This window comes from Mesorhizobium sp. WSM4307, from assembly GCF_007003945.1.
Lineage (GTDB): Bacteria > Pseudomonadota > Alphaproteobacteria > Rhizobiales > Rhizobiaceae > Mesorhizobium.
The window spans coordinates 1-18,986 of sequence record NZ_VFTB01000009.1 but is presented as its reverse complement, the minus strand read 5'-3'; the positions used below and the strand labels follow the sequence as shown (position 1 = coordinate 18,986).

18 protein-coding genes are annotated in these 18,986 nt (G+C 63.5%); 15 read left to right on the top strand and 3 right to left on the bottom strand.

Annotation, left to right across the window (positions count from 1 at the left end; genetic code table 11):
- Positions 1–63: 63 nt before the first annotated feature.
- Together FJV83_RS21865 and lepB are read left to right on the top strand one after the other, a co-directional pair.
- Positions 64–471 carry a F0F1 ATP synthase subunit epsilon gene (locus FJV83_RS21865; RefSeq protein ID WP_095793982.1) on the top strand — a complete coding sequence of 136 codons (408 nt, stop codon included), beginning with the start codon at positions 64–66 and terminating at the stop codon, positions 469–471.
- Positions 472–559: 88 nt separating this feature from the next.
- On the top strand, positions 560–1,537 hold the full coding sequence (gene lepB / locus FJV83_RS21860; RefSeq protein WP_245438148.1) for a signal peptidase I: 978 nt from the start codon (positions 560–562) through the stop codon (positions 1,535–1,537).
- A 22-nt stretch (positions 1,538–1,559) separates the two neighbouring features.
- On the opposite strand, the gene FJV83_RS21855 is transcribed toward lepB, so the two are convergent.
- Positions 1,560–3,062, bottom strand: a complete 1,503-nt coding sequence (locus FJV83_RS21855) for a mannitol dehydrogenase family protein (protein ID WP_142887269.1) — start codon at positions 3,060–3,062, stop codon at positions 1,560–1,562.
- A 179-nt stretch (positions 3,063–3,241) separates the two neighbouring features.
- On the opposite strand from FJV83_RS21855, the gene uxaC reads away from it, so the two are divergent.
- From uxaC to FJV83_RS21815, 8 genes are read left to right on the top strand one after another with little or no spacing between them, the layout of a single operon-like run.
- Positions 3,242–4,648, top strand: a complete 1,407-nt coding sequence (uxaC, locus tag FJV83_RS21850; protein WP_095775822.1) for a glucuronate isomerase — start codon at positions 3,242–3,244, stop codon at positions 4,646–4,648.
- Between the two features lie 34 nt (positions 4,649–4,682).
- On the top strand, positions 4,683–5,660 hold the full coding sequence (locus FJV83_RS21845) for a TRAP transporter substrate-binding protein (RefSeq protein ID WP_095775821.1): 978 nt from the start codon (positions 4,683–4,685) through the stop codon (positions 5,658–5,660).
- Complete coding sequence (locus FJV83_RS21840; protein WP_179296570.1) at positions 5,657–6,244, top strand: TRAP transporter small permease; 588 nt, start codon at positions 5,657–5,659, stop codon at positions 6,242–6,244. Before FJV83_RS21845 ends, FJV83_RS21840 begins: the two co-directional genes overlap by 4 nt.
- A 3-nt stretch (positions 6,245–6,247) precedes the next feature.
- On the top strand, positions 6,248–7,528 hold the full coding sequence (locus tag FJV83_RS21835) for a TRAP transporter large permease (protein ID WP_095790260.1): 1,281 nt from the start codon (positions 6,248–6,250) through the stop codon (positions 7,526–7,528).
- Between the two features lie 11 nt (positions 7,529–7,539).
- Positions 7,540–8,313 (top strand): FadR/GntR family transcriptional regulator, encoded by a 774-nt coding sequence (locus tag FJV83_RS21830; protein WP_142887270.1) that lies wholly within the window; start codon positions 7,540–7,542, stop codon positions 8,311–8,313.
- Positions 8,314–8,335: 22 nt separating this feature from the next.
- Positions 8,336–9,187 carry a 5-dehydro-4-deoxy-D-glucuronate isomerase gene (gene kduI / locus FJV83_RS21825; protein WP_142887271.1) on the top strand — a complete coding sequence of 284 codons (852 nt, stop codon included), beginning with the start codon at positions 8,336–8,338 and terminating at the stop codon, positions 9,185–9,187.
- Positions 9,184–9,948, top strand: coding sequence for a 2-dehydro-3-deoxy-D-gluconate 5-dehydrogenase KduD (kduD, locus tag FJV83_RS21820; RefSeq protein ID WP_142887272.1), 765 nt, complete (start codon positions 9,184–9,186; stop codon positions 9,946–9,948). The genes kduI and kduD overlap by 4 nt, the downstream gene beginning before the upstream one ends.
- A 9-nt stretch (positions 9,949–9,957) precedes the next feature.
- The gene (locus FJV83_RS21815; protein ID WP_142887273.1) at positions 9,958–10,317 is read left to right on the top strand and encodes a cupin domain-containing protein; all 360 of its coding nucleotides are present in this window, start codon (positions 9,958–9,960) and stop codon (positions 10,315–10,317) included.
- Positions 10,318–10,549: 232 nt separating this feature from the next.
- Here the strand turns inward: FJV83_RS21815 and FJV83_RS21810 are convergent, their stop codons facing one another.
- Positions 10,550–11,971 (bottom strand): coniferyl aldehyde dehydrogenase, encoded by a 1,422-nt coding sequence (locus FJV83_RS21810; protein ID WP_142887274.1) that lies wholly within the window; start codon positions 11,969–11,971, stop codon positions 10,550–10,552.
- Between the two features lie 252 nt (positions 11,972–12,223).
- Here FJV83_RS21810 and recQ point away from each other — a divergent pair, with 252 nt between their 5' ends.
- Positions 12,224–14,062, top strand: a complete 1,839-nt coding sequence (recQ, locus tag FJV83_RS21805; RefSeq protein WP_142887275.1) for a DNA helicase RecQ — start codon at positions 12,224–12,226, stop codon at positions 14,060–14,062.
- Positions 14,063–14,090: 28 nt separating this feature from the next.
- Here the strand turns inward: recQ and FJV83_RS21800 are convergent, their stop codons facing one another.
- Positions 14,091–14,861 carry an SDR family oxidoreductase gene (locus FJV83_RS21800; protein WP_095775865.1) on the bottom strand — a complete coding sequence of 257 codons (771 nt, stop codon included), beginning with the start codon at positions 14,859–14,861 and terminating at the stop codon, positions 14,091–14,093.
- A gap of 246 nt (positions 14,862–15,107) precedes the next feature.
- Between FJV83_RS21800 and FJV83_RS21795 the strand changes: the two genes are divergently transcribed.
- The 4 genes from FJV83_RS21795 (at position 15,108) to FJV83_RS21780 (ending at position 18,002) form a co-directional block, all read left to right on the top strand.
- Positions 15,108–15,359 carry a type II toxin-antitoxin system ParD family antitoxin gene (locus FJV83_RS21795; RefSeq protein ID WP_095775864.1) on the top strand — a complete coding sequence of 84 codons (252 nt, stop codon included), beginning with the start codon at positions 15,108–15,110 and terminating at the stop codon, positions 15,357–15,359.
- 2 nt (positions 15,360–15,361) lie between these two features.
- Entirely contained in the window at positions 15,362–15,655 is a 294-nt protein-coding gene (locus FJV83_RS21790; RefSeq protein WP_142887276.1) for a type II toxin-antitoxin system RelE/ParE family toxin, read from the top strand.
- A gap of 725 nt (positions 15,656–16,380) precedes the next feature.
- Positions 16,381–17,337: a DUF1403 family protein gene (locus tag FJV83_RS21785; protein WP_063169437.1), complete on the top strand. Its 957-nt coding sequence runs from the start codon at positions 16,381–16,383 to the stop codon at positions 17,335–17,337.
- Positions 17,338–17,339: 2 nt separating this feature from the next.
- Entirely contained in the window at positions 17,340–18,002 is a 663-nt protein-coding gene (locus FJV83_RS21780; protein ID WP_063169436.1) for an SMC-Scp complex subunit ScpB, read from the top strand.
- The last annotated feature ends 984 nt before the right edge of the window (positions 18,003–18,986 follow it).

Below are 18,986 nucleotides of genomic sequence, written 5' to 3'. Positions count from 1 at the left end.
GTGATCGGGACGGTTCCCTCTCTCCCTACTTCCTACTCACTATTCCCTACTCACTAAATTGACATGGCTGAAGCTTTCAAATTCGAACTGGTCTCGCCGGAGCGCCTGCTGGTTTCCACTGAGGTCGAATCCGTCGTCATTCCGGGTGCCGAAGGCGAGATGACCGTGATGGCGCATCACGCGCCCGTCATGACCACGATCAAGCCGGGTGTCGTCACGGTGAAGACCGCTTCGGGCGGCGAAGAACGCTATGTCGTGTTCGGCGGTTTCGCGGACATCGTTCCGGCCGGCTGCACGCTGCTGGCGGAATCGGCTGTCGCCGTGAAGGATGTCGACCGCGCCGATCTCGCCCGCCGCATCCAGGAAGCCAAGGAAGATGCCGCCGACGCCAAGGACGACCAGGCGCGCAGCAAGGCCGAGCAGTTCCTTAGCCAGCTGACCACGCTGGAAGGCGCGATTCTTCCGGCCTGAAACTTGCTTCCAATGACTGATTGAAAAGCGGGGCCTTGCCTCGCTTTTTTGTTTGTTGGACAGTCGGACTTGGCGAGGGGGACGGCCGATGACCAACGAAACAGCTGCGCGAGAACCAGCTTCGCGATCCCGGTGGTCGACCGCTCTGGTATCGGCGTTTGGCGGTCCCTTCGGTGGGTTCCTCTGGATCGGCAGCGGCAGACTGGCGGTCGCCAGCCTGATGGTGTTCAGCGCCATCTTTTTCGCGTGTGTCTATACAGGATTTCCGGTGTTGCCGGGCGTCGATCTTGGCCCGGTAGCCAACCTTTCCAGTATTGGTTTGATGCTCCTGTCGGTCGGGCTCGTTGTGCCCTTCACGCGTCGCTTCAAGCCCGACAAGTGGTTTGCGCACGGGCTTTGGGTGCTGGTGCTTGTCTTTTTGACCACTTACCCGTTTGCATTTTCAATACGCGCGTTCCTGTTCCAGCCGTTTTCCATGCCGTCCGGCAGCATGGTGCCGACGCTGGTGGAGGGAGACTATTTCTTTGTCTCCAAATTCGCCTACGGCTACGGTCGCTACAGTGTGCCCTTTGGGCTGTTGCCGGTCGATGGCCGCATATTCGGCGCCGAGCCAAGGCGAGGCGATATCATGGTTTTCAGGGTGCCGACTAACCCAGACATAGACTACGTCAAGAGACTCATCGGTTTGCCCGGTGACAGGATTCAGATGATCGATGGCGTGCTCCACATTAACGGTGTGGCGGTGAAGCTTGAGGCTGTCGGCGATTATTCGTCGGAAGAGGTAAAATCGGCGAAGCTACAGCGGGAAATACTGCCGGAGGGAGTTTCCTATCTGGTGATCGACCTGGCCGACAATTCGGTCGGCGACAACACACGCGAGTTTGTGGTGCCCGTGGGAGAGTATTTCACGTTGGGCGACAATCGCGACAACTCCAACGACAGCCGCTTCCAAATGGGCCTCGTTCCCTACGAAAATCTCGTCGGCAAGGCGGTGCGCCTGTTCTGGAATTCGCGAGGCGTGGAATATTCTTCCCGGCAGACGTTGGACGGTTCGGCTGCCAAATAGCCCGTATCGGGTCCCGCCTTGACTATTCAGTTCCTATTCCCAACGCGGCGAAGGCCAGTGTCGGACCGTCCCGTCGCAGGTGAACGAGATGGACGGCCACGAGTTCAATCAGCGTCTGGCGCTCGGCGTGATCCCTGGCGAAGCCGGCCAAGTCGAACACCACCGTCACGGTTTCGTTCGCCGGCAATTGCTGGTCCAAAAGCGCCGTCAACGCCGCATCGAGCGGGTCGGTGAAATGGTTTTCGGGCAAGGTTTTTCCGCGTGCGGCGCAGGCGGCGATCCAGGCCGCCACCACCAGCGTGAGATGCACGAACTCAGTACCGGCTTCGAGGCACTCGATGGCGGAGGCGATGATGCGCTGCGGCAGCTTCTGGCTGCCATCATTGGCGATCTGCGCCGTGCGGTGGGCGAGCGCGGTGTTAGAAAAACGCTCGGCAAGCTCGGCCGTGTAGGTCGCCGTGTCGAGCCCGGCATCTTCCGGCAATGTCGGGATGGCCTCGGCCCATAGCCCGTCGACGAACTTCCGGATCGCCGGATCGGCGAAAGCGCGGTCGACAGTGGCGTGGCCGCTGAGCAGGCCGAGATAGGCGATGCCCGAATGCGCGCCGTTGAGCAGCCTGAGCTTCATGTCCTCGAAGGGGCCGACATCGCCGACCATGGTGACGCCGAACTTTTCCCAGTCCGGCCTGCCCGCCGGAAAATTGTCCTCGACCACCCATTGGCGGAAGGGCTCGGTCATCACGGGCCAGGCATCGTCGACACCGAGTTCGCCAGCGATGCGTGCCCGGTCGGCGTCGGTGGTTGCCGGCACGATGCGATCGACCATGCTCGACGGAAAGGCGACTTCATTCGCGATGTGGTCGGCGATCCTGGTGTCGCCTGCCGTGGCAAACCTGGCATCGCGCAGCTCGGCGAATTCGGTCAGCAGCCGATGCAGTGTGGCGCCGTTGGCCGGCAGGTTGTCGCAGCACAGCACGGTGAAGGGCGCGGTGCCGGCGGCCAGTCTCCGGGCAACCGCCTCGGCGAGGAAACCATGCGCCGTCTTCGGCATCCGCGGATTGGCCAGATCATGGATGATATCGGGATGAGCGGTGTCCAATCCGCCGCCCGCGGCCCTGAGATAGGCCTTTTCGGTGATGGTCAGCGTGACGATGCGGGTGCGCGGATCGGTCAGCGTGGCCAGCACCGCGCCCGGGTCCTCCGGTGCCACCAGCATCGACTGGATAGAGCCGATGACGCGCAGCTCCTCCTCGCCACTGCTGCGGATCGCCAGCGTGTAGAGCCCGTCCTGCGGCGACAGCGCGTCGCGCGTGTCGGGGCTGCGCAAGGAGACGCCGACGATGCCCCACTCCGTTTCGCCCGCCGCCAGGCACTCGTCGACATAGGCGGCCTGATGGGCGCGATGGAAGGCGCCGACGCCGAGATGCACGATGCCCGGCGCAACCGTGCCGCGATCATATCGAGGTGCGACGACCCCGGCCGGCAGCGCATGCGCCGTGCGGTTGGAAAGGCGGCGGTCTGTCATCGGTACGCGGCGCTCGTCTGACTGGTGATCTTGCTGGGCGGATCGGCAACCGACGTAACATCGCCGGCCTTTGCCCACAATGCTCAGCTTTGCTCAAAAGTCATCATACAACAGTCTAATTTTTGTATGTTGACATAATTTGTAGCCGACCCTACCGATAGCGCCCTGGGAGGATCGCCGTGGCGCTGACCGATGCGGATTTGCTGTTTCCCGCCGAGGGGCATCCGCGCTCGATCGCCCGCGATCTCTATGCCGGGATCAAAGACCTGCCGCTCGTCAGCCCGCACGGCCACACCGATCCGCGCTGGTACGCGCTCAACGAGCCATTCCCGGACCCTGCGCAATTGCTTATCGTCCCGGACCACTACATCTTCCGTATGCTGTTCAGTCAGGGCGTTCGGCTCGAGGATCTCGGCGTGCCGACCCTCGAAGGCGCGCCGGTGGAGACCGACGGCAGGACGATCTGGCGACGCTTCGCCGAACACTATTATCTCTTCCGTGGCACGCCGACCCGGCTGTGGTTCGACCATGTGCTCGCCGATCTGTTCAGTATCGAAGAGCCGCTGGATGCAACGACGGCCGACCGCCATTACGACACGATCGCGACGGTGCTGCAGTGGGAGAATTTCCGCCCGCGTGCGCTGTTCGAGCGCTTCAACATCGAGGTCATCTCGACCACCGAAGGCGCGCTCGACGATCTCAGATGGCACCAGATGATCCGCGACAGCGGCTGGGAAGGCCGCGTTATCACCGCCTATCGGCCGGATGCCGTCGTCGATCCCGACTTCGAAGGGTTTTCGGCCAATCTCGACCGGCTCGGCGAAATCACAGGCTGCGATACGGGGAGCTGGGCCGGCTATCTTGAGGCGCATCGCCAGCGGCGCGCCTTCTTCAAGAGCTTCGGTGCGACCTCGTCGGATCATGGCCACCCGACGGCCGAGACCGCCAATCTTTCCGATGCGGCGGCGCAGGAGCTGTTCGACCGCATCCGCCGCGGCTCGCAGGATGAGCGCGAGCGCAAACTGTTCCGCGCCCAGATGCTGACCGAGATGGCCAAGATGAGCCGGGATGACGGGCTGGTGCTGCAGATCCATCCCGGCTCCTGGCGCAATCATTCGCCTTCCATTTTCCAGAGATTCGGCCGCGACAAGGGCTTCGATATCCCGACCCGGACCGATTATGTGACGGCGCTGAAGCCGTTGCTCGATTGCGTCGGGCTGGAGCGCGACCTGACCGTCATCCTCTTCACGCTCGACGAGACCAGCTATGCGCGCGAACTGGCGCCGCTGGCCGGCGTCTACCCGGCGCTGAAGCTCGGGCCGGCGTGGTGGTTCCACGACAGCCCGGAAGGCATGCGCCGCTTCCGCGAGATGACGACCGAGACGGCAGGCTTCTACAACACCGTCGGCTTCAACGACGACACCCGCGCCTTTCCCTCGATACCGGCGCGCCACGACGTGGCGCGGCGTGTCGATTGCGCATTCCTGGCGCGGCTCGTCGCCGAACATCGATTGCGCGAGGGCGAGGCGCATGAATTGGCCCGCGACCTTGCCTACACGCTCGCGAAGAAAGCGTACCGGCTGTGAGCCGGGCGTTTCGGTTTTCAAAGGGAGGAAAGTCATGGCGCATTTTTCGAAACTGATGGCAGCCACATTCGCCTTCGGCTCGCTGCTGGTCGGCATTGCCAACGCCGGGACCGTATTGCGATCGTCGGATACGCATCCGGACGGCTATCCGACGGTCGAGGCGGTCAAATACATGGGCGACCTGATCAAGCAGCGCACCAATGGCCGCTATTCGGTCGAGGTCTATCATTCGGCGCAACTTGGCGAGGAGAAGGACACGATCGAGCAGACGCAGGCCGGGGTCATCGACCTCGACCGCGTCTCGATGGGGCCTTTCAACGGCATCGTGCCGGAGACCGCAGTGCCGTCACTGCCCTACATGTTCCGTTCGGTCGAGCACATGCGCCACGTCATGGACGGGCCCATCGGCGACCAGATCCTGAAGGCGTTCGAAACGCATGATCTCGTCGGTCTGGCCTTCTACGATTCCGGGGCGCGTTCCTTCTACAACACCAAGAAGGACATCACCTCGATCGCCGACCTGAAAGGCATGAAGTTCCGCGTCATCCAGTCGGACGTGTTTGTCGACATGGTCAATGCGCTGGGCGCCAATGCCACGCCGATGGCCTATGGCGAGGTCTATTCGGCGTTGCAGACCGGCGTCATCGACGGTGCCGAGAACAATTGGCCGAGCTTCGAATCCGCCAAACATTACGAAGTCGCGAAGCACTATACGATGGACCAGCACCAGATCGTGCCGGAAGTGCTCGTCATGTCGAAGGCAAGCTGGGAGAAGCTCTCGCCGGAAGACCAGGGGATCGTGCGGCAAGCGGCCAAGGACAGCGTCGTCAAGATGCGCGAACTGTGGGACGCACAGGAGAAGAAGTCGCGCGGCATCGTCGAGGCCGCCGGCGTCAAGGTCAGCGAAATCGACAAGCAGCCGCTGATCGATGCGATGAAGCCGGTCTACGACAAGTATCTGTCGACGCCCGAGCTGAAGGACCTGGCCGCGCGCATACAGGCCGAGAAATGAGCGGGACGGGCAATGGGCCGAGCAGCGCGGAAACCACCGCGCTGCCTTCGATCAACGCGGCCAAGGGATTCTGGCGCGGTGTGGAGCGCGTGCTCTCCGGGCTCGCCCGGCTGGCCCTGTGGGTCAGCGGCGCCGGATTGACGCTGATGACGATCATCATCTTCTGGCAGGTTTTCTCGCGCTATATGCTGAACCGCTCGCCGAGTTGGACGGAATCCTTTTCCGTGCTCCTGATGGGCTGGTTCATCTTCCTGGGTGCGGCCGTCGGGGTGCGTGAACGCACGCATCTCGGCTTCGATGTGCTGCTTTATGTCCTGCCCACCTCGGCCAAGGCGGTGCTGCGCAGCATTTCGGACATCGTCGTGTTCGCTTTCGGTGCCGGCATGATCGTCTACGGGGTCCAACTGGCCAAACTGACATGGAACACGGTGATGCCTTCGCTTGCGCTGCCCGGCGGCGTCAGCTTCCTGCCGGTCATTTTGGGCGGTGCGTTGGTCTGCCTGTTTTCACTGGAGCGGCTGGCCGGGCGTTTTGCCGGCCTGCCCGTCGACGCGGATATCTATGCAACCGGCGAGGAGCTTTGAACAATGGCGCTGGCCGTCCTCTTCGGTACATTCGTGTTCCTGCTGGTCATCGGCACGCCGATCGCGTTCTGTCTCGGCGTCGCCAGCTTCGCGACGATCCTGACGCTCGGCCTGCCGCCCGTCGTGGTGTTCCAGCGGCTCAATTCCGGCGTCAGCGTCTTTTCGCTCATGGCCATCCCGTTCTTCATCTTCGCGGGCGACCTGATGGTGCGCGGTGGCATCGCCGCAAGGCTGGTGGCGCTGGCGGGATCGCTGGTCGGCCATCTGCGCGGCGGCCTCGGGCAGGTCAACATAGCGGCCTCGACGATGTTTGGCGGCATTTCCGGCTCGGCGGTCGCGGATGCTTCGGCGGTCGGCGGGCTGATGATCCCGCAGATGAAGGCGCGCGGCTACGGCATCGACTACGCCGTCAACATCACCTCGGTCGGCGCAATCATCGCCCTTTTGATTCCGCCCTCGCACAATATGATCATCTATTCCATCTCTGCTGGCGGCCGCATCTCGATCGCGGACCTTTTCACGGCTGGCGTCCTGCCGGGTCTGCTGCTGGCGCTGTCGCTGATGGTAACGGCGTATTGGGTCGCAAGCCGCCGAGGGTATCCGACGGAACCCTTCGCCGGCTTCGGCCGGGCGTTGCAGTTGCTTGTCGCCGCCATTCCCGGCCTCATCCTGATAGGCATAATCTTCGGCGGCGTCAGGTCCGGCGTCTTCACCGCGACCGAAAGCTCGTGCATCGCCATCGTCTATGCTTTCCTGGTGACGTTGATCGTCTACCGCTCGATGAGTTGGGGCGATTTCGTCGCGGCCACGACGGCGGCGGTGCGTACCACCGCCATGGTGCTGATGATCATCGGCTGTGCGGCTGCCTTCGGCTGGTTGCTCGCCTATCTTCGCGTGCCGGCCGCGCTCGTCGCCTTCCTGCAATCGGTGTCCAGCGACAAGCTGGTCATTCTCCTGCTGATCAATGTCGTGCTTTTGATCCTGGGCACCTTCATGGACATGTCGCCGCTCATCATCATCACGACCCCGATCTTCCTGCCGGTCGTCATGGCCTATGGCGTCGATCCCGTCCATTTCGGCGTGATCCTCATCCTCAATCTCGGCATCGGCCTTTGCACGCCGCCGGTCGGCGCGGTTCTGTTCGTCAGCTGCGCCATCGGGCGTATCCCGATCTGGACAGCGATGCGCTCGATCTGGCCATTCTATGGAGCGGCCTTCGTCGTGCTGATGCTTGTCACCTACGTGCCGGAAATTTCATTGTGGCTGCCGAGCCTGTTCCACTAGGAGATCGCCACGTGTCCGATACCGCGCGCGACCTCAGGGTCGAGAGAAAACCCAAGCTGTCGGAGACCGTCGTGGCGGCGATCCGCAGGCAGCTTCAGGCGGGCGAGATCCTCGCCGGCCACAAACTGCCCACCGAAGGCCAACTGACCGGAACCTTCGGCGTCAGCCGCACCGTCATCCGCGAGGCCTTGGCCAAGCTTGCCGCCGACGGCCTGGTCGAGCCGCGCCAGGGCGCCGGCGTCTTCGTCACCGAGCACATCTCGACGATGTTCGGTGCGCTTGCCGCCGACATGGGCAGCAAGGATTCGATCGCCCTCAACGTGCTCGAAGTGCGCCTGGCGATCGAGATCGAATCGGCCGGGCTCGCCGCCATCCGCCGCAACGCCGCTCAGGAAGCGGCGATCCAGGAAGCCTTCTTTGAATTCGAGCGGCTGCTGCTCGCCAGCGAGCCGACCGGTCCGGCCGATCTTGCCTTCCACCGCGCCATCGCCAGCGCCACCAACAATCCGTTCTACGTCGAGATGCTCGACGTGCTCGGCCGCCGCGCCATTCCGTGCGACGTGACCTCGCCCTGGTCCACCGAACTGGTGCAGTCCGACAGCTATCAGCGCGGGCTGCAGCGCGAGCATCTGGTGATTCTCGATGCGATTACATCGGGCGATGCCGAAGCCGCGCGCGAGGCGATGCGCGCCCATCTGGGCGCCAGCCAGCAACGCTACCGAGAGCGTCTGCACGCGCGACAGGCTTATTACGCCCGTTCGGTCAAGGCGGCCGCCGGCGAATGATCCATCGGAAGTCAGGACGGAAATGAGCCAGAACCTTACCGACTATACATCGCGCTTCGCCATTGATCCGGTTGCCGCCGCGGCCATGGGAACGGACGAACTGCGGCACAATTTCCACATCGGGGACCTGTTCCAGCCAGGCCGCATCAACCTGACCTACACTCATTATGACCGCATGGTCGTCGGTGGCGCCATGCCGGTGGCGACAGCGTTGCGGCTGGAAGCGATCAAACCGACCGGGACCAAAGGTTTTCTCGATCGCCGCGAACTGATCGCCGTCAACATCGGCGGCGCCGGCACGATCGAAGCAGGCGGCCAGTCCTTCGAATTGCAGGCGCGCGACATGCTCTATCTCAGCATGGGCACCAATGATGTGGCGTTCGCCTCGGATGACAAGGCCGCGCCGGCCAAGTTCTACCTGCTCAGCGCGCCAGCGCACCAGGCACATCCCAACCGGCTGATCCGCGTCAGTGACGCCAGGCGCCTCGACCTCGGCAGCAAGGATGCCTGCAACGAGCGTTCGATCTTCCAGTTCATCCATGCCGAAGGGGCACAGACCTGCCAGCTTGTCGTCGGCATGACGCAACTGGCGCCCGGCTCCATCTGGAACACCATGCCGTGCCATGTGCACGACCGCCGCATGGAGGCCTATCTTTACTTCGACCTGGCCGAGGCGGCACGCGTCTTCCATTTCATGGGCGAGCCGGACGAAACGCGCCATATCGTCATGCGCAACGAGGAAGCGGTGCTGTCGCCGGGCTGGTCGATCCATTCGGGCGCGGGCACCTCCAACTATGCCTTCATCTGGGCCATGGCCGGTGACAATGTCGACTATACCGACATCGAGCCCGTGACGATGGAAGAGCTGCGGTGAGCGATCTCTCCGCCTTCAGCCTTGCCGGCAAGCGTATTCTCGTCACCGGCGCCAACACCGGCATCGGCCAAGGCATTGTCCTCTCGATCGCGCGCGCGGGCGGCACGGTGGTCGGCGTCGGCCGCTCGTCGATGGACGATACGGCGAGCAAGGTCGCGGCCATCGGTGCCGGATTCGAGGCGGTGAGCGCCGACCTTGCCGACACGGCGGCCGCCGGACCGATGCTTGATCGGGTGTGGGACGAAAGCGGGCCGCTCGACGGGCTGGTCAACAATGCCGGCATCATCCGGCGCGCCGATGCCGTCGATCTGACCGAGACCGACTGGGACGACGTCATGGACGTCAATTTGAAGACGGTGTTTCTGCTTTGCCAGTCCTTCGCCAGGCGCGCGCTTGCCGATGGTCGCCGGGGCAAGATAGTCAACATCGCCTCGGTGCTGAGTTTCCAGGGCGGCATCCGCGTTGCCTCCTACACCGCCTCGAAACACGGCGTGCTCGGCATCACCCGCCTGCTCGCCTGCGAATGGGCGGCCAAGGGCATCAATGTCAATGCCATCGCGCCGGGCTATGTCGAGACAAACAACACGCTGGCGCTGCGGGCCGATCCCGAGCGCAGTGCCGCCATTCTCGGGCGCATTCCAGCGGGGCGGTGGGGCGAGCCGTCGGACATTGGCGATGCCGCCGTCTTCCTGCTGGCACGGGCTTCCGACTATATGCATGGCGGGGCGGTGCCGGTGGATGGCGGCTGGCTGGCGCGATGAGGAGAGAACATGACCAAGACCAAGATCTTCGCGCATGCCGGCGAGGGCGCCTGGACGCCGACGCCCGACGGCAACAGGCGGCGCGTTCTCCTCTCCACCGATGAGCTGATGCTGGTTGAATTCGGCTTCGACAAGGGCGGCGTCGGCGCCGTGCATTCGCACGCGCATGTCCAGGCAAGCTACGTCGCCGAGGGCCGCTTCGAGGTGACCATCGACGGGCGGACGGAAATTCTCGAGGCCGGCGGCGCCTTCATCGTGCCGTCCGGTCTGGTGCATGGCGTCAAGGCGCTGGAAGCGGGACGGCTGGTCGACAGCTTTACGCCGCACCGTGCCGATTTTCTTGCTCTAAATCAAAGCGATAGAGCATGATGTCGTCCGAAAACCGCTTCACAGTTTTCGGCATCATGCTTTAGCCGAGGACTTGCCCTGCCAATCTGGGAGATCGAGTGCGGGCACATGACCCGCGCCCCAAGAGAGGCGCGGGTTGTTGCCTGGGCGCTTGTGGCGCCGCGGTACTCAAGACATGACCGCAGGATGCGAAGCCTGCCGCATCGTGGTGAAGATAAGCTTAATGCGCCGTACAACCGACGGCTGCCTTCGGTCAGGTGATGTGCCGGAGCAGGCTGAAAATCCGCTCGAACGTCTTGCCGTAGGGCGGGCGCAGCAGGGCGCCGGCGCTCAGGCGCGACTGCAGGAAAACCGGCTTCTCCTTGCTGAAGGTGCGGAACCCCCATTCGCCGTGATAGGCGCCCATGCCGCTGGCGCCGACACCGCCGAAAGGCTGGTTCTCCTGCACCAGATGCAGCATGCAGTCGTTGATGGTGACGCCGCCGGCGACGGTCTCGCGCAAGATACGCCGGCGGTTGGTGCTGTCGTTGCCGAACCAGTAGAGCGCGAGCGGCCGGTCGGCCTGGTTCACATGGCTGATCGCCTCGTCGACGGTGGCATATTCGACGATCGGCAGCACCGGGCCGAAAATCTCCTCGCGCATCAGCCGCAAATCCGGGCCGGCATTGCTGACCAGGGTCGGCAAAAGTTTGCGGCTCGCGGCTCCGAAGTCCTCGCCGGCCGGATTGATTTCGACGACATCGGCACCGGCATCGCGGGCTTCCGCGATCATGGCGCGCAGGCGCTGAAAATGCCGGTCGCTGATGATGGCGGTGTAGTCGGGGTTGTCGCGCAGCGTCGGGTAGAGCCGCGCCACCGCGGCAGCGAGTTTGGCGGCGACCGTGCCGGCCTGCCCCTTGGGCACCAGCAGATAGTCCGGTGCGATGCAGGTCTGCCCGGCATTGAGCAGCTTGCCATAGGCGACGCTGGCCGTTGCCGCATCGAGATCGCAGGAGGGATCGAAGATCGCCGGCGACTTGCCGCCGAGTTCGAGCGTGACCGGAGTGAGGTTGGCGGCCGCGGCGATCGCGACCTGGCGGCCGACCGCGGTCGAGCCGGTGAACAGCAGATGATCGAACGGCATCGACACGAAGGCCTTGCCCATCTCGGCATCGCCGGGGATGACGCTCAACTCGTCCGGGGCGAAGTGCTCGCCGGCCAGCCTGGCGAGCAGCGCCGAGAAGGCCGGCGTCAGTTCGGACGGCTTTACCAGCACGCGGTTGCCGGCGGCGAGCGCCGCCGTGACCGGCGCGACGGCAAGCTGGAACGGGTAGTTCCAGGGCGACACGATGCCGACGACGCCGAGCGGCTGTGGCACGAGGCGATTGCGGCCCGGCAGGAACGGCAAGGCGGTGGCGACACGACGTTCCCGCATCCAGCCGCTCAGATGAGACAGCGTGTGGCGGATGCCGGCGCGCACGACAAACAGTTCGGCAAGGCGCGTCTCATGCGCCGAGCGGCCGCCAAAGTCGGCACCGATCGCGGCGCAGATCTCCGCCTCATGCCGTTCGGTCAAAGCTAGCAGGCGCTTCAGCCGGTCTTTGCGAACACTCAGGTCCGGAAAGGGCTGCTTCTCGAAGGCCGTACGCTGCAGCTGGAACCGTTCACCCAGGACATCCTGTCTCACCTGCAGCATCGCGCCCTCCCTGGCTTTTGCCGGCCAAGCTTACATCCAAGCGCGAAGGAATCCAGCGGGGTGCAGGTGTCGCGGGGGAAGGTGTGCCTTCCCGGGCCACGGCCAACCAGTCCGCCGTCAACATGGATGACCGTTCCGGTTGTGTTCCGAGGATAGCTGCGCTACTCCAAAGGTTCACGCGGAGAGCATCTTGATCGATTCCCACATCCTCTCCCATCCCCGAAAAATCGCTTCCCGTCCGGAGTCCGACTGATGTCGGCACAGGCGGCGAGTGTCCGGGCCCAGGATCCCAAACGGCGCGTCCTGAAAGACGTGTTCGGCTTCGACGATTTCCGCCCCGGTCAGGCCGATGTCATGGACGCGCTGCTCGGCGGGCGCCATGTGCTGGCCGTCATGCCGACGGGTGCGGGCAAATCGCTTTGCTACCAGGTGCCGGCGCTGGTCATGGGCGGGCTCGCCCTGGTCGTGTCGCCGCTGGTGGCGCTGATGCAGGATCAGGTCGCGGCCTTGCGGCTGGCCGGCGTCGGCGCCGATACGATCAATTCCTCGCTCGACCGGGAAGCCAATGTCGCCGCCTGGCGCCGCGTGGCATCAGGCCAGACGCGGCTGCTCTACCTGGCGCCGGAACGGCTGATGACCGAGCGGATGCTCGAGGCGCTTTCCAGGCTCGAAATCAGCCTGATCGCCATCGACGAGGCACATTGCATCTCGCAATGGGGGCCGGCGTTCCGGCCTGAGTATGAGGATCTGTCGCGCCTGCGCCACATCTTCCCCAACGTGCCGATCATCGCGGTGACGGCGACGGCGGATGAGAGCACGCGCAGCGATATCGAGGCACGGCTGTTCGCCGAGCGGGTCGAAACCCTGGTGCTGGGGTTCGACCGGCCCAACATCAAGCTCGCCATCGAATCCAAGCAGGACGGCAAGCGGCAATTGCTGCGTTTCATCGAGCGTCACCCGGGCAAGAGCGGCATCGTCTACTGCCTGTCGCGCAAGAAGACGGAGGAGATGGCGGCCTTCCTGGAGAAGAACGGCGTCACCGCGCTCGCCTATCACGCCGGCATGAGCAAGGAGGCGCGCGAGGCCAATCAAAACGCCTTCATGACGCTGTCGGGCGTCGTCATGGTGGCGACCATCGCCTTCGGCATGGGCATCGACAAGCCCGATGTTGCCTATGTCTTCCATACCGACATGCCGGGCAGCCTGGAGGCCTATTATCAGGAGATCGGCCGTGCCGGCCGTGACGGGCGCAAGGCCGAGGCGCATATGCTGTACGGCCTTGGCGACATCCGCATGCGCCGGCTGTTCATCGACGACGAGGATGCTGCGGTCGAGCACAAGAAGCGCGCACATCGCCGGCTCGACACGCTGATCGGCTATTGCGAGACGGCGCAGTGCCGCCGCCAGGTGCTGCTCGGCTATTTCGGAGAAGAAGCCGAGCCTTGCGGCAATTGCGACAACTGCCTGGATCAGGTGCCGCGCGCCGATGGCGGCGCGGAAGCGCGCATCATCCTGGCCGCGGTCGCGCAGAGCGGCGAGCGCTTCGGCGCCGCCCATGTCATCGATATCCTGCTCGGCCACGAGACCGAGAAGATCCTGGCCCGCGGTCACCAGAAGCTCGCCAGCTTCGGCAGCGGCGCGGCGCACAAGAAGGATCCCTGGCTATCGCTGATCCGGCAGCTCGTCGCCGGCGGTTTCCTCGAGCCGGATCCGAGCGGCCATGGCGGCCTCGCCATCGCCGAAAAAGGCCATGCGCTCGGCCGCGGCGAGATGCCGTTCCATTACCGTGTCGAGATGCGCAGCCGCGCCTTGCGCAAGATGCGGGCGGAGGGTTCGGGCGCCAACGCCGATGGCGTCGATGCCTCGCTGCTGGCCACGCTCAAATCCCTGCGGCTGCGCCTGGCCAAGGAGCGCCAGGTGCCGGCCTATGTGGTGTTTTCCGACCGCACGCTGATCGACATGGCCGAACGCCGCCCGCGCGACCTCGACGCCTTCGCCGAGGTCCATGGCGTGGGAGGGGCGAAGCTCAAGGAGTTCGGGGAGATTTTTGTCAAGGCGATTGCCGGACACCGGTCCGACGGGTCGGTCTGAAGCCCGCACCACATCCTGCAGGCAATCCTCACATCTGTATCGACATGCCGCCATCGACGGTCAGGACGTGCCCGTTGACGAAAGACGCCGCGTCGCTGGCGAGGAAAAGCGCGGCGCCGGCGATTTCCTGCGGCCGCCCCCAGCGCTGCAGCGGAACCCGCTGGCGGGCGAAGGCGACCAGATCGGGGTTTGCCGCCATCGCGGCATTGGTCTCGGTGGCAAACATTCCCGGCGCGATGGCGTTGCTGGTCACGCCGTGGGCGCCATATTCGACGGCAATGCTGCGCATCAAGCCGGTCAGTCCCTGCTTGGCGGCGGGATAGATGGCATCGCCGGGTCGCGCCATCTCACCGACGATCGAGGTCACCGCGATCAGCCGGCCATGACCCTGGGCCTTCATGATCTCCGCCGCATCGCGTGACAGCGAGATCGCCGACAACAGATCCGTCCTGATCAGATCGAGAATGTCGTCGTCGTTGAAGGCGGCGAGCGGCCGCCTGTCGCGAGCGCCGACATTGTTGACGAGGACGTCGAGCCGGCCTCGGGTCTTGCTGATCTCGGCAATCATCGCGCGGCCCGCCCCGATGTCGGCGACGTCGAAGACCGCCGCTTGCGCACTGCCGCCATTTGCGGTGATGGCGGCGACGGCGCTATCGAGCGTCGCTGCGGTGCGTCCAGTCATCACGACATGGGCTCCGGCTTCGACAAAGGCACGCGCAATCTCGAAACCGAGGCCGCGTCCGCCGCCGGTGATCAGGGCCACGCGCCCCTTCAGGGAAAATCGATCGAAAATGCTCACAACCGGCGGCCTCTGCACGCATGGGACGGAAACCGATCCCATGCGGCAATCGGCGGCTTGTTGCCAGCCTACCGTTCAATCGAAGCCGGTCAAATGAACTTCATTTCGTTTCGTCTCGGGAGCTTGTCTGTTTGCCGAGCCGACGGAACGCCGCGCCGAAATTGCGCGCACTGGCGGCGAAATTCGCGCAGCTAATTTGACAAACTTTGCCAAAGTATGCCATACCGTAGGTCATCGGAGATGGCTATGGCGACAATGAACGTGTCCTTGCCCGATCCCATGAAAGACTGGGTCGAGGCGCAAACCAAGACAGGCCGCTATGCCAATGCGAGCGACTATGTGCGGGATCTGATCCGCCGGGATCAGGAGCGCAATGACAAGATCGCGGCCATGCAGCGCTTCGTCGATGACGGTCTGAAAAGCGGCATCGGCACTCGTTCCAAGGACGCGCTTTTCGCCGAGGCGCTGACGCGGGCCAATGCGCCGCGCGGCAATTGACCATGGGATTTCGCCTCTCTGTAGCGGCGGAAGAAGATATTATCGCTATCGCTGAAGAGGGTATGCGTCTGTTCGGCGCAGAGCAGGCCGGACTGTATCATGAGCAGATGTTTGCGATCCTTGACCTGATCGCTGCCAATCCCCGCATGGCCCGGGAGCGCCATGAGATATCCCCGCCGATGCGCATCCACCCGTTCAAGGCCCACCTTGTCGTCTACAGGATCGAAGCAGACGGCCATATTCTCATTGTCCGGATACGTCACGGACACGAGGATTGGTCAGGCGATGTCCCTTAGGCCGGACCAAGCCCAGGCTGCGACATCTTTCGGGGTGTCGGGCAATTTATGAAGTAGGGTGGCGGAGAGGGAGGGATTCCCTTTCACCTCTATGATACTGAAAATACTAGTCTTTTCGCGCTTTTTGTTACACAGTTTGTTACACAGCTACAACTACGATTTATAACCGCTCTAAGCTCGCAGCTTTTGGGCTCGCCTGCCCAATCCATCCGATCTGTCGAAACCGATGGCTTGTAGGACACTCCCGCGTGTGTACGTTGGGGCTTGGGTCAGAAGGTGACCCACAGCAAAGACGGGAGCGCCGCAGCGCAAAAGATCTCATCGGTCAAGGAACAGATAGTGAAGTAGCCTGTGACAATCGGCGCCAGCATCACCTCCAAAGCCGACCAGGAAAAACCCGCAAAAAACGTCGCCCTCAGATACCCCGTCGGCAATGAATATGGGACCGAAGTTGCGCGGCAGATCGGGCGTTAGATGCCTTCATGACATCTGAACCTGAGCAGGCTCCTACGCCGCGAGCCGGCACATTTCCGAACGGAGTTTCGTCCGGCTGCGCAAAAAGGTGCCCTGTCGAGACTTACTTGTTGGCCAAATGGCTTAGCAGGGACGAACTCGTGAAGAGATTGATAATGCAACACTATCAGTCGTTGTGCTGATCCGACAGGCTGTGCGTTTTGGCACGAAAATCATGGCGAAAAGCGCACCGGCACTTTACTCTCCAAATTATGATTCGCCTCGATCCCGCGACCGCCAGCTCCTCTGCGCCGCCCTCCGTTCCCGCGTGGGCGATCACAAGCGCCGGCGCGCCGAGTGACGGCGACGCCGCCTTCCGGGCCGGCGCCGCCCTGGGTGCCCTCGACACGCTCGCCCGCGCGCAGGCAGCCTGGGCCGGCGCTTGGCGGCAGCGGCTGGCGGTTCGCTGCGCCGCCTCCAGCATGCGGCTCGCCGGCCGCGCCGAGGATGCGGCCGCCTTGCGCGATGCCTGGCATTTGCGTCCCCTACGTGCTGACCCCGGTCCCGCAGGCGCCGTCTTTGGCGCCTGGCGGCAGTTGGCCAGGCAGCCGCCCGCCGCTACGCCCGGCCGGCTCGGGAAGATACTCGACCAGCTTGGCCTCCATTGGGACGGCGCCGCGCTCGCCGACCTTTGCACGCAGATCGAAAAACTCGGGGTATCCCAGCGGTCGGCGCCATTCGACGCCGCGGCGATCGCCGCTGAGGTCGTCGCCATGCGTCCCGATGCCGAAGTCTTTGGCTGGTGGCTCGCCGACCTGGTACTGGCGCAACGCCTGGGCTGGCCGCAGCCCCTGCCGCTCCTAATGGCGCAGGGTTTTGGACCATCTTTCCGCACCGAGGCCGGCGGTGGCCGGCGCATCCGGCCCGGGGACAAGAATTTTGAGCGGGCGGTTTGCATCGCGCTCGTCGCGGCCGCCGCGGACGCTTGTCGGTTGGCCGCCGAGCTGTCGCGCCGGGCCGAAAAACTCCTGGCGGTGGCGCCGAAACTGCGCGCCAAAGGCGCCGGCGACGTAATCTTTCTGCTGCTCAGTGAAGACGCCGTGTCCGGATCGCTGACGACGGACAATCTGTCGCGCTTTGCATCGCGACGGCTGTTCGAACGGCTGCAGCAACTGGAGGTCGTGCGCGAGCTCTCCGGCCGCCCCACATTCCGGCTGTTCGGGCTGTAGCGATGAGCGAAGCGTCCGCCCGCCGCAAGCCAAACGATCAGCCGGCGCTGCTCGACACCGAACTGGAACATCTGCCGCCGGAGCTGCGCTGGTGCGAATGGATGGCCCGCGTCGAAGCGGTGATCTTTGCGGCAAATGAACCGGTGACACGTAGTGTCCTCGCGCGGGTGGTGGGAAAAAACTGCAATATCGAGCTGATCATCGACGACATTCGCGCCGAACTCGCCGGCCGCCCTTACGAGCTGGTCGCGGTCGCCGGCGGCTGGCAGCACCGGACCAAAAAGGTTTTTGGCGACGCCATTCACGCAGCCTTCGGCACGGCAGCGGGCGAGGGAGCAAAAGAACTGTCGCAGGCGGAGGCGCTTGTCTTGATGTGCATTGCCTATTTCCAGCCGATCACCCGTGGCGAGCTGTCGAGCTTTTTCGGCAAGGAGGTGTCACGTGACCTGATCGGCGTGCTGCGCGCTGAGCAGCTGGTCGCCTCGGGGCCGCGCAGCCCGCAGCCGGGCGCGCCCTACACCTATGTGACGACCAAAACTTTTCTGTCGCAGTTCGGGCTCGACACGCTGCGCCAGCTGCCGGATTTCGAGGCGCTCGAGGACGCCGGGCTGCTGTCGAAGGAGAAGCTGCTGGATCATCCCAGGGTTTGCAGATATCGACGATGATGGCGCCAGCGCCGCGCTCGACGAATAGATGATCCCATCACGGCGGGACACACGCGATCTCGCCGCTCGTCACATAGAAGATTGCGCCACGCACGCCGTCTGGTCTCGCCGGCTGGGTCCTTCGCGTGACGGAAGGGAGGTGGCGGCACGCGTCCGCTTGTCGATGAAGGATAAGCGAACAGGCAATTGATCGAGCCTGGTCGCACATGTCGATCACCATTGAGAGCTCTCGAAGGGAGAAAGTTCAATTGAACCACGTCTACCTTGAGCTTCTCGCGACGATTGAGGCGTTAAGATCCAGCCCATCGGGGCGACCATTCAGACGCTGATGGACAAGGTTCGCGACCTTTCACAGACGATCAAAGCCCTGAAAGACGATCTCCACCAGACAGCCGGCTATGGCCTGCTAAGAACCTAGCCAGCCGGCGAGTGCCCATCCCGGCCATTGTCAGCGAGGCGGCCATCCCAACAAGATCGCCTTGCCGCCACCGCCAATGGCGGATGCTGACAGCAGCGCCATAAGAACGCCAACGTAGATGGGGAAGATCATCCTCGGGCTATTCGTCCTTCCAAATGACAGTCTTCCCCCGAAAATCCCAATGAAATTTGAGGTTGGCTTTCAGTACCTCGGTGGGGATCCTCGGCTCGATCGCTGTGTGGAGAGCGTTATACGTTTCTCGGCAGAAGCTCGGCGGCGGGACATTCAGCTTGTACCCCGACGGGTACCTAAAATCTTGCTGAGAATTCATCAGGTCAAGGTTGTTGGCAATCATCTTCACGTTCCCAATCGGCGGCATTCCTAGGGCCACTGCGGCTTCGTAAATGTCCTCGATCTTGTGACCGAAGCCGAGCCGGAGACCGCGTTTCGACACGCCCTTTGAAGCTAGATACGCTTTCAAGAGGAGTTCTAGGTGTGAGCTTTCGAGAGGTTGTCCATTCGGACCGGACCGAGGAGACTGGAGTTACCACGCTTCAGCATCCATC